The organism is Phytopseudomonas argentinensis, assembly GCF_900113905.1.
Classification (GTDB): domain Bacteria; phylum Pseudomonadota; class Gammaproteobacteria; order Pseudomonadales; family Pseudomonadaceae; genus Aquipseudomonas; species Aquipseudomonas argentinensis.
Map to the genome: position 1 here is coordinate 559,601 of NZ_FORC01000004.1, position 13,760 is coordinate 573,360.

Consider the following 13,760-nt stretch of genomic DNA (forward strand, 5'->3'; position numbering starts at 1 on the left):
CGGCAATCAGGTTACCGGTGTTGTTTATGACGATAGGCTAGAGAAAAAGTGCCACTATCGGCGTGCTGCACGGCGCAAAATGCGCAGTAAACCGCTGTGGATCAGGGAGAATTGAATGAACAGGAAAGTGGCCCTCGTACTGGGTTCGGGAGGCGCGCGCGGCTATGCGCACATCGGCGTGATCGAGGAGCTCGAGGCACGCGGCTACCAGATCGGCTGTATAGCGGGCTGCTCGATGGGTGCGGTGGTCGGCGGCATCTACGCAGCCGGCAAGTTGAAGGACTACAGCGACTGGACCCAGAGCCTGGACTACCTGGACGTGCTGCGCCTGCTGGACGTCAGTTTTCGCCTGGGCGCCATACGCGGGGAAAAGGTCTTCGGGCGAATCCGCGAAATCGTCGGCGAGATCAATATAGAGGCGCTCGACATTCCTTTCACCGCCGTGGCCACCGACCTCACCAACCAGCAGGAGATCTGGTTCCAGGAAGGCTGCCTGCACCAGGCGATGCGCGCCTCGGCAGCGATTCCCAGCCTGTTCACGCCGGTGATTCAGGGCAAGCGCATGCTGGTCGACGGCGGCCTGCTCAATCCACTGCCGATCGTGCCTGTGGTATCCAGCCACTGCGACCTGATCATCGCCGTCAACCTCAACTCGGCACATCAACAGCACTACCAGTTGCCCGTCATCGAACGCCCTGCCGCCCTTAAGGGGCGTTTCGATCAGATCATGACCTCGTTGGGTTCGCACCTGCCATCGCTGCGCCGCAAGGGCGGCGAGGACGATCCGCTACTGCTGGAAGTAACCGAACCGGCAGTGCCGCGGCAACCCGATCTGTGGTTGCAGGAGCCGGCGGATCCCCATGGCCAGCAACCGGCGGCCGCGCCCCAGGGCGACAGCGCGCCCAAATCGGCCAGCGGCTCGCGAGTCGCCCATATGGCCGGACCGGCTTCGCTGCTGGAGCTGATCAACCAGAGCTTCGAGGTGATGCAGACCTCGCTCTCGCAATACAAGATCGCCGGCTATCCGCCGGACATCCTGATCAACGTGCCCAAGCGGGTATGCCGCTTCTTCGAGTTCTACAAGGCACCGGAGCTGATCATGCTGGGCCGGCAGATCGCCCGCGACACCCTCGACCGATACGAACGCGGCGACCGCTGAGGCGATTCACAACGGTGGCCGTCGCTCTTCGCGAGACGGCAGCCCGGCCGGTGCCTTGTGCGCCACCCAGTCGCTGAGCAGGCTGTAGGCCACGGCCAGCAAGGTCGGCCCCAGGAACAGGCCCATGAAGCCGAAGGCCAGGATGCCGCCGAACACGCCAAGCAGCACCACCACCAGCGGCAGGTTGCCGCCGCGACTGATCAGGTAGGGCTTGAGGATGTTGTCCACGCCACTGATGATGAAGAAGCCCCAAACGCCGAGGAAGATCGCCATGCCGATCTCGCCCTGCCAGATCAGCCAGCCCACCGCCGGGCCCCAGACCAGTGGCGGCACCATGATCAGGCTGCAGGCGAAGGTCAGCAGCCCCAGCAGCAAGGCGCCCGGTATGCCGGCGATCATGAACCCGATGTAGGCGAGCAGCGCCTGCGCCACGGCGGTACCGATGACCCCGTTGACCACCCGTTGCACCGTTCCGGCGACCAGCTCGAGGTAATGCTGGGCGCGGTCGCCGATCAGCCGTTCGAGCAGGCTCTCGACGAATGCCGCCAGGCGCGGGCCATCCCGGTAGAAGAAGAACACCAGGATCAGGCTAAGGGCCAGTTCGAGAATGCCGCCGCCGATCTTGGCACTGCGCACCAGCAGGAAATTACCGACCTGGCCGAGATAGGGCTGCACCGTGGCAAACAGCGCCGAGCCCTGCTGATCCAGGGTCTGCCAGATGCTCACCAGACGATCGCCGACCAGCGGCACGGACGCCAGCCAGGCAGGCGGCGGCGGCAGGCCCTCGACTTGGAAGCCCTTGATCATCGCGGTGGCATCACGAATATGATCGGCGAGGTTGAAGCCGAGCATCACCAGCGGCACCGCCACAGCCACGATCCACACGCCGGTCAGCAAACCGGCGGCGACCGACTGACGGCCTTTGAGCAAACGCGTCAGCCAGCGCATGACCGGCCAACTGGCGAAAGACAGCACTGCGGCCCAGAACAGCGCCGACCAGAACGGCGCCAGCACCCAGAGGCTGGCACCCAGCAACCCCAGTAGCAGGATCTGCACCAGCAAGCGGTCGTTATTCGGCATTTTTCAGTATTTCCAGGAAGCCAGACTCAAGCCCGCAGAACGGGTGCGCTCAACGTAGCACGTCGATACGCAAACCGTCGCCGCTGCTTTCGCCGACCTCCAGGCGCGCCGCCCTTACCCGCGCCTCGATCAGCGCCTCACGCCAGGCTTCGGCGTTCGCGCCGGACAGGCTGACGCGCAAGGTGCTGTCCAGGTTGAGGCTGCGCGCCAGCAATTCGATCCATTGCGGACGTGGCTCATCCTGCTCGGGAAGGCGCAGCTCGCCGGTGCTCTTGAGCTGCCGCGACAGGGTGGCAGGGGTTGGCAGCACTTTCGCCAGGGCCTCGTCGGCCTTCAGCAGCTCGGCATGCAGGTAAGCACGGCGATTGCCCCGGGTGATGCTGTACAAGGCCACGAGGCTGTCCTGGCGTGGTTCGGCGAGACGCAACAAGGCGTAGGCCTGCTGGTCGTCGGAACCGTACAGGGTGGAATTGCCGAACACCGAATTGGCCCACAGGCTGCTGGAGCCGCACTCACGGCCCTGGCACCAGTAGAGCAGTTGCGCGTCCTTGTCCTGCAGGGCTTCGCGGGCAGCGGAAAATACTTCGTTGGCGCTGTGGGTGCGCGGCAATTCGTAGGTGACAGCGGTCAGCGCGCCTTGCACCAGTACTTCACGCTCGTAACGCAGGCGCCCGCTGATACGGCGCACGGTGCCTTGCGGGTATACCCGCTCCTGCTCGGCCTGCTGGTTGAAACGGACGATCTCGGCACCGGGGAAACGCGGCAACACATCGAGATCACTACTGCCCGCCAGGTCTGCACTGGCCAGCGGGCTGAACACCATCAGCGCAAGCAGATAGCTCAGACGCATGCAGCCCCACTTACCCCAGCAACGAGAGGAATCAACGGGCAGGCGAATTCAGCGGGCAGCGCATCCGGCGCGACGGTATACAGGTCGGTCATGCAGATCTCCATGGCAGTGCCCGACACCTTTCCCCAGTTGCAACGGGCCGTCAAGGCGCGCTCAGGAATGGATTGAAACAGTCTGCTACGAGTTGCGCACCCTGCTCGTCATCCAGGTGCAGGTGGTGGCCACCCGGCAGCCGCTCGATATTGATCGCCGCCTGCGCCAGCAAGGTATCCAGGCCGTCACGCTGTACCAGCAGGCCGTGTTCGGCCAATACCAGGGTAGCCGGGCAGCTCAGCGCGCTGACGAAGGCCTGGGCCTGGGCTGCCGTCAGGCGCAACGGCGTAGCCAGAGTCAGGCGGCTGTCGGTACGCCAGGTAAGGCCGCCGGCAACCGGCATCAACCCGCGCTGCGCCAGCAATTGAGCGGCTGCGAAACTGACGTGGCCGACGCCTCGCTGGCGCACCTGGGCTGCCCGCTCGAGGCTGGGGTAGACCGGCTTGCGCTTGGTCGCCAGCGTCAGGCGCCCGCGCAGGGCTTCGGCCAACGTCGCGACCGCGGCATCTGCCTCGACGGTCGGCGGAATCAGCCCGTCGATCAGTGCCAGGCGCCGAACCCGCTCGGGAAAGGTAGCCGCCAGCAACACCGAAACGATCGCCCCCAAGGAATGCCCGAGCAGGCTGAAACGCGGCCAGCCGAGCTGTTCGGCGACCAGCAGCACGTCGTGCACGTAATCCCACAGGGCATAGCCGCCACCTGGCGGCCGATGCTGCGAATACCCGTGGCCGGCGAAATCCACCGCGATGATGCGCAGCCCCTGCAGCTTCGGCGCCAGGCGCGCGAAAGTGGCGGCGTTGTCGAGCCAGCCATGCAAGGCGATAACCGGACTTCCATCTGCCGGCCCGTAAGCCTGAGCGGCCAGTTCGATATGGGGCAGGCGCAAGCGGATCTCTTCTGGGCTGACGATCACGGCCGAGCCTCGCAGGGCTGCTGCCAGCGGGAGAACAGGCTGCGAATCAGCTGCGCGGTGGCATGTGGATGTTCGAGCGGAAACATGTGCCCGCCTGGCAGGGTCAGGAACTCTCCACGCGGCGCACGGCGGGCCATGCGCCCATGGTGGGCCAGCACCACACGGCTTTCAGCTCCCTTGACCAGCGCCAGCGGCACCTGTAGCTCGTGCGGCTGCCCGGGGCTGGTATGGGGAACGCTGCGATAGATGCTGATTTCGGTCGCCGCTTCGAAGCGCAGACGCAGACCATCTTCGTGAGGGTGCAGGCCATGCTCGACATAGGCCTCCAGGCACTCCGGATCGAAGCGGCTGAACAGTGCGCGCGCGGCGAAATAACGGCGAGCCTCCAGCCCATCACCAAAGGCTTCGCGCCGGCCCAGGGTACGCCCGGCCGGGGTGAGCCGATCGATCAAGCCAAGGCGCTTGGCGGCATGGATCAGCCATTGATCGGCGCGACTGAGCACTGGCGAGTCGAGCATCACCAGGCCACGGTACAGCTCGGGCCGACGCAGCGCCGCGTGGTAATGGAGCACTCCGCCCAGGGAATGGCCCACGCCCCAGACCGGCTCGGCGCATTGCTCGAGATGATGGAGCAATTCGTCGACCAGGTTGCTCCAGTTGTCGTTGACCGGAAAGCGCGGGTCATGGGCATGCTGCGCCAGGTGCCGCACCTGGTACTCGGGTGCCAGCGCCGCGAACAGCTTGCCGTAGGTGGCCGAGGGGAAACCGTTGGCATGGGCGAAGAAAATGAGCTGGGACATGGCAGACGCGCTGGTAGCCGGCAGTGCATGGATTGTCGGGCAGCTTCGCGAAGGCGGCAACGCCCGTAACGGTCAGGAAGGACGACGCTCCGGCCAAGCAAGTGGCACGATGGTCATCTGTTCTCTAACGCTGTGGCGGCGCAGAGCCGTGCGGCACGATGGCCATGGTCAGCCGGGAAATGCAGCTGGTCTTGCCGTCATCGCCACGCAGGCGGATATCCCAGACATGGGTGGTGCGGCCCAGGTGCACCGCTCTGGCCACCGCGGTGACGCGCCCGGAACGCAGGCCCCGCAGGTGGTTGGCATTGACCTCCAGGCCCACGCAGAAGAATTTCTGCGTGTCGATGCACTGATAGCTAGCGGTGGAACCCAGGCTTTCCGCCAGCACCACCGAAGCGCCCCCGTGCAGCAGCCCATAAGGCTGATGCGTGCGCGCATCGACCACCATGCTGGCGGTCAGCGACTCGTCATCGAAAGCTTCGAAGCGGATATCCAGCAGCTCACCAATGGTGTTGCGCTGGGCTGCATTCAGTTCATTGAGGTTGGGTGTCTGGCGCCAGATGCTCATGGTCGATCCTTATTGTTATGGAATGTTCCGACTCCGCCCGTTCAGCGCACCTCGGGGTGCGCCAGCAGGCTGAGAGACATCAGTCCGGCGATCAGGTCATCGCCTTCGAGCAGCGCCAGGCTGGCCGTGTGCATGGCAAGCGGCTGCTGACGATGACCATGCACCAGCAGCCCGGCCAATGCACCGATGAACGGCTGGTGGGACACCAGCAGGATCTCGTCACCCGCCAAGCGTTGCAGCTTGGCCAGACTGTCTCGCGGGTCGCTCTCCGGTGTCAGCCAGGCCACCGTCTGCAGCGGGCTGTCCGTTGCCAGGGCATCCCGCACCAGCGCAGCTGTCTGCTGGGCACGCACATAAGGGCTGACGAAAATGCCGAGGGAGCGGCCACGCAGGTGCTCGAGCGCCTGGCGCACCTCGTCGCGGCCATGGGTCGTCAACTCCCGCGCCGCATCGCTAGGCGCCTCGGCCTGAGCCTGCCCGTGACGCAGCAACCAGAGCCTCATACGGGACGGCTCATGGCTTTGGCTCCTCGTCCCGCACCGGCTCAGGCGCCGGTGCCACGCCAGGCGCAACCTCGGCTCGCCAGGCGCGCGGCGCCGGCCAGTCGGCGAAAGGCCAGGGTTTGGCCTCGGTATTGAACGTGCCGAAACGCCCGATCTCGGCCAGGTACTGACTGAGACTGTCGCCAAAGCTCAGCAGACCGCCATGCGCCACGCCATTCACCAGACGGTGGATCAGTTGCAGCAGCACGACACCGGCCAGTAGCAGCTCGGCCAGTTGCCAGACGAACAGGAACAGCAGCATCCAGACGATACGCAGGCCGATGGGCTCGCCTCGCGGGTGGTCACTCATAACGATTTTCCTCAGAAGCCAGTAGCTGGAATGAAGTCGACATCGGTCTTCGGCTCGGCGCGCATCAGCGCCTCGATCACCTGGTCAAGGGTACGCCCTTCGAACAGGATCGCATGCAGCCCGGCCACCAGTGGCATGTACACCTGCAGCTCTTCGGCACGGGCCTTGAGCACCTTGATGGTGTTGACGCCTTCGGCCACTTCGCCAAGGCGCTCGACGGCCTCCTGCAGGCTCAGGCCCTCGCCCAGGGCGAAACCGACCTGGTAGTTGCGGCTTTTCGGTGACGAACAGGTGACGATCAGATCGCCCACCCCGGCAAGCCCCAGGAAAGTCATGGGGTTGGCGCCCAGGTGCACGGCGAAACGGGTCATTTCTGCCAGCGCGCGGGTAATCAACATGCTCTTGGTGTTCTCGCCCATGCCCAGGGCCGCCGCCATGCCGGCGATGATGGCATAGACGTTCTTCAAGGCTCCGCCCAACTCGACGCCGAAGCGATCGGCACTGGCGTAGACCCTGAAGGTGCGCCCGTGCAGCACTTCCTGCACCATGCGGCACAACGCCTCGTCCTCACTGGCCACGACAGTGGCGGTCAGGGTATGGGCAGCGATTTCCTTGGCCAGGTTCGGCCCGGACAGCACGCCGATACGCGCCTGGGGGGCGACTTCTTCGATGATCTGACTCATCAGTTTGAAAGTCTGCGCCTCGATACCCTTGGTGGTGCTGACCAGTAGCTTGCCGGCCAACAATCCGGACACAGGCTGCAACACTTGACGCAGCGCGCTGGACGGCAAGGCCACAAAAGCCAGCTCACAGCTGTTCAGCGTCGCTGACAGGTCAGTGGTTGGCTCGACTCCGTCGAGCACCTTGACGCCCTTCAGATAACGCGGGTTCTCACGCTGGGTGCGAATGGCTTCAGCCTGCACGGGGTCGCGCATCCAGTGCAGAACGCGGTGCCCGTTCTGTGCAAGCAGGTTGGCAATGGCCGTACCGAAGCTGCCACCACCGAGTACCGCGATAGGTTGCTGTTGAGTCATGACCGATCCGTTGTGAAGGCTATGCAAGTGGCAGGCATTATACGGTTCGCGAGTGCGACGGCCAGCCTCGTGGCTGTGTCGCGCGGGTTTGCGATCTGCGCGGCAGTCGCGCTTTTTGGTCATGCATGGCTGGTAATCGTCGAGCGCTCGGTTAACATGCCCACACTGCGCGAACAGGGCCGTTGCGTGACCTTTTCCTACTATCGTTCATCAAGATTGCATGCTGACGGCAATACCTCAATTGCTGCCCAGCCCCCCTCTCTTGCCCGCTCAGGTTTGTGCCATAGATGATTGGCAATCGCTCGCCCGCCAAGTGGCGACTCTCTGCTTGGAGCTGCTGTGCGCTGTTCGGGCTTTACCTGCTACAGACGCCGGCGCAGGCGGCCGATCTCCTGCTGAGCACCGCAGGCGACGCCAGCACCCTGCAGCATTTCGGCAACGCCCTGGCCGCGGCACGGCCCGCCGACCGCGTGCGCATCCTGGCGTTGAACGAAATGCCGCCACTGGACCAGTTGCCTGGCGATACCCGCCTGATTCTTTTCGGCCAACCGGCACTGGCCTGGCGCCTGGACGCTCCCGCCGGTCCGCCGACGCTGGTGCTGCAGGTAAACAAGGCCCAGGCGCACAAGACCCTTGGCGCGCGCCAGCCAGCGCAGCTGAGCGTACTCTGGCAGGATCCGGCCCCACAGCGTCAACTGCGCCTGCTCAAGTATCTGCTGCCAAAGGCCCGCCGCGTGGGAGTGCTGTACGACCCGCATAGCGAATTTCTGATTCAGGAACTGCGCCAGGCGAGCAGCGACCTGGGCCTCGAGGTCGTCGCGCAAAGCTGGCCGGACACCCGTGACAGCAAGGCGGTCGTGGCGCTGCTAAGCGCCAGCGACGTACTGCTCGCGGTTGCCGATGACGACCTCTACAATCCGCTGACGGCCAAGACCCTGCTGCTGACCAGCTACGGCCAGCAGCATGCGCTCATCGGCCCCAGCGCCGGCTTCGTGCGTGCCGGCAGCCTTGCCAGCACCTACAGTGATCAGTACGACTGGCTGATCACCCTCAGCGACCTGCTCAACCAGCCTCCGCAACGCTGGCCTTCAGGAACCTACTCGAACACCTTCAAGGTCATCGGCAATCCTCAAGTGGCACGCGCCCTGGGTATCATGCTGCCCAGCGACGCAGAGCTTGCCAGGCATCTTCTGCAAGGAGAAACGCCATGAAACTGTGGCGAGGCTGGAACATTCATGTCCGCACCCAGCTCATCAGCGTCGGCCCCGCTCTGCTACTGACCCTGCTGCTGACCGGCTTCCTGACCTTCAATCGCCTGCAGGACCTGCGTGCCGAGATCAACCACACGGGCCAGCTGATCGCCAGCCAACTGGCGCCTGCCACCGAATACGGGGTGATTTCCGGTAACCGCCGCGTGCTTGAGTCGCTGCTGCAGGCCACGCTGAAAACACCCCACGTGCGCTTCGTTGAAGTACGTGATCGCGACGAAAACATCCTCGCTTACCTCGAGCGCACCGAGCCCGCCGCTGCCGGCAATGGTCACCTGGAAATCTTCCAGGCGCCCATCCAGCAGCAGCAACTGGACATCGGCTCAGATTTCATCGCCGAGCGCCCGCGCAGTTCCGAGCCGCCAAGCGGTGATTACCTGGGACGCGTGGTGGTCGGCATGTCAGGTGAGGCGTTCAACTCGCGGCAACAGGAAATCCTGCTCAAGGTCGCGGCGCTGGTGTTGCTCGCCCTGCTGCTCACCTTCCTGCTGGCCCGCCGCCTGGCCAGCCGGCTGTCGCGCCCTTTGAGCGCGATGAGCGATGCCGTCACCGCGATTCAGGCCGGCAATTACCAGGCAACGCTTCCCGAGGTTGGTGGCGGCGAACTGGCGACGCTGGCCAGACACATCAACAACCTGGCCAATGGCCTGAGCAATGCCGCCCAGGAACAACAGCAGGCCATGACCCTGCTGATCAAGGCGCGCGAGGAATCGGACCTGGCCAACCGGGCCAAATCGGACTTCCTGGCCATGATGAGCCATGAATTGCGCACCCCCATGAACGGTGTGCTCGGCATGCTGCAACTGCTCGACACCACGGATCTCAGCGAGGAGCAGCGTGAATACGCCGCATTGGCCATGGAATCGACCGAGCACCTGCTCAAGGTGATCAATGACATCCTCGATTTCTCGCGTATCGAACGTGGTGCACTGGAACTGGAGCTGATCAGCTTCAACCTGCCGGCGCTGCTCAAGGCAGCCTTGCAGGCATTCCAGCACAGTGCCCAACAGCGCGGCCTGAAGTTGCACCTGGAACTCGACGATGGCCTTCCAGCACCCCAGGTTCAGGGCGACCCCACCCGCCTGCGGCAGATACTGGTCAACCTGATCGGCAACGCCTTGAAGTTCACCGAACGCGGCGAGGTGCGAATAGAAGCCCACTGGCAGGCACTGGACAACCAGGTGCTGTGGTTCACCTGCAAGGTCCACGACACCGGAATCGGCATCAGCCGCGAGCGTCTGGAAACCATGTTCGACGCCTTTCAGCAGGCCGACAACTCGATTTCCCGGCGTTATGGCGGCACCGGCCTGGGCTTGCCAATCGCGCGCACCCTCACCGAGCGCATGGGCGGCACGCTCACCGCGCAGAGCGAACCAGGCCGCGGCTCGTGCTTCACCCTGGAAATCCCCCTGCCGTTTTCCGCGCAGCAGGTGCAGTTGCCTCCCCACCCCCTGCCAAATGGGCCCTCGGTACAGGCGCAGCGCCCGGTACTGCTGGTGGAAGACAACGCGGTCAACCAGACGGTGATCGAAGCGATGCTGCGCAGCCTGGGTTACCAGGTGGAGTTGGTAAGCGACGGCACTCAGGCGGTCAAGGCAGTGAGCGAAAACCGCTTTGCCGCCGTGCTGATGGACTGCCGCCTGCCGGTAATGGACGGTTATGAAGCGACTCGCCGCATCCGCGAGCTTGGCCGCCAGGGCCAGCTGCCCATCATCGCCCTGACCGCCAACGCCCTGCAGGGAGATCGCGAGGCCTGCCTGCAAGCTGGAATGAACGATTACCTCGCCAAACCGTTCAAACGTATGGAGCTGCAGCAAGTACTCGACCGCTGGCTACCGACCACTGGCTAGCCTGGGGTGGATCGCCGCCCGGCAAAACGGCACCTGTACTGGCAGCGAACACTCGCAACCTCTAGTCAGATAGGCGAAAATACTGCACGCTTGCTGGTTGAAGTGGGCATCAAAGGGGCATCTGTGACACCATTGCCGCCTGCAGAGTACAACTGTACTCACCACACTGTGACTTTCACCACAACGCAACAGTCTATGACTAGGCTGCTGGCAGTCGCATCACTCATGCGCAGCCGGCCAGGACGATTTACCCAGCCGAGGCGCGTGGGGATTATTGAGGAGCTCGCATGACCAAACAAAACGCCTTCACCCAGGAAGATCTGTTGCGCTGCAGCCGCGGCGAACTGTTCGGCCCGGGTAATGCGCAACTGCCCGCCCCCAACATGTTGATGATCGACCGGATCGTCCACATCAGCGAAACGGGCGGCAAGTACGGCAAAGGCGAGATTGTCGCAGAGCTCGATATCAATCCTGATCTGTGGTTCTTCGGCTGCCACTTCGAAGGCGACCCGGTGATGCCAGGCTGCCTGGGCCTCGATGCCATGTGGCAGCTGGTCGGCTTCTTCCTCGGCTGGCAGGGTAACCCTGGCCGCGGCCGTGCCCTGGGTTCGGGCGAGGTGAAATTCTTCGGTCAGGTTCTGCCTACCGCCAAGAAGGTCACCTACAACATCCATATCAAACGCACCATCACCCGTTCGCTGATCCTGGCGATCGCCGATGGCACCGTGAGTGTCGATGGTCGCGAGATCTACAGTGCCGAAAGCCTGCGCGTCGGCCTGTTCACTTCCACCGACAGTTTCTAAAGGATCCTTTCCATGCGTCGCGTCGTTATTACCGGTCTAGGCATCGTCTCCTGCCTGGGCAATGACAAAGAAACCGTCTCCGCCAACCTTCGCGCTGGCCGCCCCGGTATCCGCTTCAATCCGGAATACGCCGAGAAGGGTCTGCGCAGCCACGTATCGGGCTCCGTCGACCTGAACCTGGAAGAGTTGATCGACCGCAAGCTGTTCCGCTTCATGGGTGATGCCGCGGCCTACGCCTACCTGGCGATGGAGCAGGCGATCAAGGACTCGGGCCTCAGCGAAGACCAGGTTTCCAACCCGCGTACCGGCCTGATCGCCGGTTCCGGTGGCGCCTCCACGCTGAACCAGATGGAAGCCATCGACACCCTGCGCGAAAAAGGCGTCAAGCGTGTCGGCCCGTACCGGGTAACCCGCACCATGGGCAGCACCGTATCGGCCTGCCTGGCGACCCCGTTCAAGATCAAGGGCGTCAACTTCTCGATCTCCTCGGCATGCGCCACCAGTGCCCACTGCATCGGCCAGGCCATGGAGCAGATCCAGCTCGGCAAACAGGACGTGGTCTTCGCCGGTGGCGGTGAAGAAGAACACTGGAGCCAGAGCTGCCTGTTCGACGCCATGGGCGCCCTCTCCACCCAGTACAACGACACGCCGGAAAAAGCATCCCGCGCCTATGACGCCAATCGTGATGGCTTCGTCATCGCCGGCGGCGGCGGCATGGTGGTGGTCGAAGAGCTGGAGCACGCACTGGCTCGCGGCGCCAAGATCTATGCAGAGATCGTCGGTTACGGCGCCACCTCCGACGGCTACGACATGGTCGCCCCGAGCGGCGAAGGTGCAGTGCGCTGCATGCAGCAGGCACTGTCCACCGTCGAAACGCCGATCGACTACCTCAACACCCACGGCACCTCGACTCCGGTCGGCGACGTCGCGGAAATCAAGGGTATTCGTGAAGTGTTCGCAGGCAATGCACCGGCCATCAGCTCCACCAAGAGCCTGTCCGGCCACAGCCTGGGCGCCGCCGGCGTGCACGAGGCGATCTACTGCCTGCTGATGATGGAAGGCAATTTCATCACCGCCTCGGCCAATATCGAAGAGCTGGACCCGGCGGTCGCCGACCTGCCGATCCTGCGCGAAACCCGCGAAGACGCCAAGCTGGACACCATCATGTCCAACAGCTTCGGCTTCGGTGGCACCAACGCCACCCTGGTGCTCAAGCGCTGGGCGGGCAACTGATCGGTTCCCTGATATGAAAAACGGCGCCTTCGGGCGCCGTTTTTCATGGGTGCGATTTCATCGCGACGCCATGCGGCCCCTTGACCGCTGCTGAACGGCGCTGAGGCGCAATCCGTTCAGCGCGCGCCAGGCAGCGCCGCCTTGACCTGACGCGGCAGGATCGAAAGAAAGTTGTCACGGGCGACCTTTTGGGCAACGTCCTCGGGCAGCTCATCCAGGAAGCGGTCGAAGCCCTGCATGTACTCGCCCATGCTATCGAAGCGACCGACCACGTCGGAGCCGATCATGAAGCGATCCGGGTAACGGGCGACCAGTTCGACCCATTTTGGGTCCGGCTTGCCATTCTCGTCGGTCAGGTAAGGCCGGCGCATGGTCCAGGACAGATCGATGTACAGATTCGGGTAGCTCTCCAGCATGCGCGCCAGGGTATCGAAGAGAAAATCCAGTTTCTCCTGATGGCGGTGGATCTCCATGCTGGTGCCGGCATGGGCCCAGATGAAACGCACGTGGGGATGATTGCGCAGCGGCTCTTCGATTTCCTGCAGGTACAACGGATTGCGCTCGCGCTTGGAGGTGATGTTGGAATGCACCATTACCGGCAGGTCGTACTCGGCGGCCAGGTGGTAGACGCGGGTCATCGCCTCGTTGTTGGCGCGCGGCGTACTGCCCTCGATCAGCGAGGTGAGGTCATCGTGGCGGGTGAATACCTCGCCTATGCCCTGCCACAACCCCGGGTCGAGCTCCAGCATGCGGCGGATATGGGCGTCGGAGTTCTTGTCGTTGGGGTTGAAGCCGGACAGAAAGGGATGAAAGCGGTGGCGCTGGTCCTCGGGCACCTGCTTGTAGGCGTGGGCGATCAACACGTCGGTGGCGCTGTACCAGTAGGCAGCGGCATCGTCACCGGCGTAGTAGCGCGGGCGCTTGGGCTCGTCCTCGTGCCATTTCTTGGCGACCGGGATCCCGGAGAACATCACGTGGTCGACCTTCGCCTCGTCCATGCGCTGCAGCAGCACATCCATGCCGGCGCTTTCCTGGAAGAAATCGACGTAGTGCAGATGAGCGTCGCTGTAGCGATAGTCGCGCGCCTCGGCAAGCCCGGCCAGAAGCCCGACCGACAATAAAAAACCCAGACGAATCAGACGCATGCTGGCACTCCGCAATGTTGAGCAGCATAGACTAGCGGCGCTCGAACCAAGTTCAGCCGATCGGCGGCCGCTGCCAGGTGCTACCCGAGACCAATTGTTTCATTGTCGGCAC

The 13,760-nt window shown here is 63.7% G+C and carries 14 protein-coding genes; 5 read left to right on the forward strand and 9 right to left on the reverse strand.

Features of this window, described 5'->3' with window-relative positions; all coding sequences use genetic code 11:
* The first annotated feature begins 115 nt into the window (after window positions 1-115).
* The gene (locus BM154_RS20420) at window positions 116-1,159 is read left to right on the forward strand and encodes a patatin-like phospholipase family protein (protein ID WP_074888587.1); all 1,044 of its coding nucleotides are present in this window, start codon (window positions 116-118) and stop codon (window positions 1,157-1,159) included.
* A gap of 6 nt (window positions 1,160-1,165) precedes the next feature.
* Here BM154_RS20420 and BM154_RS20425 read toward each other — a convergent pair whose 3' ends face one another.
* From BM154_RS20425 to BM154_RS20460, 8 genes are all read right to left on the reverse strand, one after another.
* Entirely contained in the window at window positions 1,166-2,239 is a 1,074-nt protein-coding gene (locus BM154_RS20425) for an AI-2E family transporter (RefSeq protein WP_074888590.1), read from the reverse strand.
* 49 nt (window positions 2,240-2,288) lie between these two features.
* Entirely contained in the window at window positions 2,289-3,089 is an 801-nt protein-coding gene (locus BM154_RS20430) for a DUF4892 domain-containing protein (protein WP_074888593.1), read from the reverse strand.
* A 142-nt stretch (window positions 3,090-3,231) separates the two neighbouring features.
* On the reverse strand, window positions 3,232-4,095 hold the full coding sequence (locus BM154_RS20435; protein WP_074888595.1) for an alpha/beta fold hydrolase: 864 nt from the start codon (window positions 4,093-4,095) through the stop codon (window positions 3,232-3,234).
* Complete coding sequence (locus BM154_RS20440) at window positions 4,092-4,895, reverse strand: alpha/beta fold hydrolase (protein ID WP_074888598.1); 804 nt, start codon at window positions 4,893-4,895, stop codon at window positions 4,092-4,094. The genes BM154_RS20435 and BM154_RS20440 overlap by 4 nt, the downstream gene beginning before the upstream one ends.
* 124 nt (window positions 4,896-5,019) lie before the next feature.
* Window positions 5,020-5,463: a hotdog fold thioesterase gene (locus BM154_RS20445; protein ID WP_074888600.1), complete on the reverse strand. Its 444-nt coding sequence runs from the start codon at window positions 5,461-5,463 to the stop codon at window positions 5,020-5,022.
* Window positions 5,464-5,504: 41 nt separating this feature from the next.
* Entirely contained in the window at window positions 5,505-5,966 is a 462-nt protein-coding gene (sixA, locus tag BM154_RS20450; RefSeq protein ID WP_074888603.1) for a phosphohistidine phosphatase SixA, read from the reverse strand.
* Between the two features lie 10 nt (window positions 5,967-5,976).
* On the reverse strand, window positions 5,977-6,315 hold the full coding sequence (locus BM154_RS20455) for a DUF4389 domain-containing protein (RefSeq protein WP_074888605.1): 339 nt from the start codon (window positions 6,313-6,315) through the stop codon (window positions 5,977-5,979).
* Window positions 6,316-6,326: 11 nt separating this feature from the next.
* Window positions 6,327-7,349, reverse strand: coding sequence for an NAD(P)H-dependent glycerol-3-phosphate dehydrogenase (locus BM154_RS20460; RefSeq protein WP_074888608.1), 1,023 nt, complete (start codon window positions 7,347-7,349; stop codon window positions 6,327-6,329).
* 287 nt (window positions 7,350-7,636) lie between these two features.
* On the opposite strand from BM154_RS20460, the gene BM154_RS20465 reads away from it, so the two are divergent.
* The 4 genes from BM154_RS20465 to fabB all read left to right on the forward strand — a co-directional run bounded on the left by BM154_RS20465 (window position 7,637) and on the right by fabB (window position 12,503).
* Window positions 7,637-8,560: an ABC transporter substrate binding protein gene (locus tag BM154_RS20465; RefSeq protein ID WP_074888611.1), complete on the forward strand. Its 924-nt coding sequence runs from the start codon at window positions 7,637-7,639 to the stop codon at window positions 8,558-8,560.
* Window positions 8,557-10,467 carry an ATP-binding protein gene (locus tag BM154_RS20470; RefSeq protein WP_074888614.1) on the forward strand — a complete coding sequence of 637 codons (1,911 nt, stop codon included), beginning with the start codon at window positions 8,557-8,559 and terminating at the stop codon, window positions 10,465-10,467. The genes BM154_RS20465 and BM154_RS20470 overlap by 4 nt, the downstream gene beginning before the upstream one ends.
* Window positions 10,468-10,754: 287 nt before the next feature.
* On the forward strand, window positions 10,755-11,270 hold the full coding sequence (gene fabA / locus BM154_RS20475) for a 3-hydroxyacyl-[acyl-carrier-protein] dehydratase FabA (RefSeq protein ID WP_013791679.1): 516 nt from the start codon (window positions 10,755-10,757) through the stop codon (window positions 11,268-11,270).
* A gap of 12 nt (window positions 11,271-11,282) precedes the next feature.
* Entirely contained in the window at window positions 11,283-12,503 is a 1,221-nt protein-coding gene (fabB, locus tag BM154_RS20480) for a beta-ketoacyl-ACP synthase I (protein ID WP_074888618.1), read from the forward strand.
* Between the two features lie 116 nt (window positions 12,504-12,619).
* On the opposite strand, the gene BM154_RS20485 is transcribed toward fabB, so the two are convergent.
* A complete protein-coding gene (locus tag BM154_RS20485; RefSeq protein WP_074888621.1) occupies window positions 12,620-13,648 on the reverse strand; it encodes an amidohydrolase family protein in 1,029 nt (342 codons plus the stop codon).
* Between the last annotated feature and the right edge of the window lie 112 nt (window positions 13,649-13,760).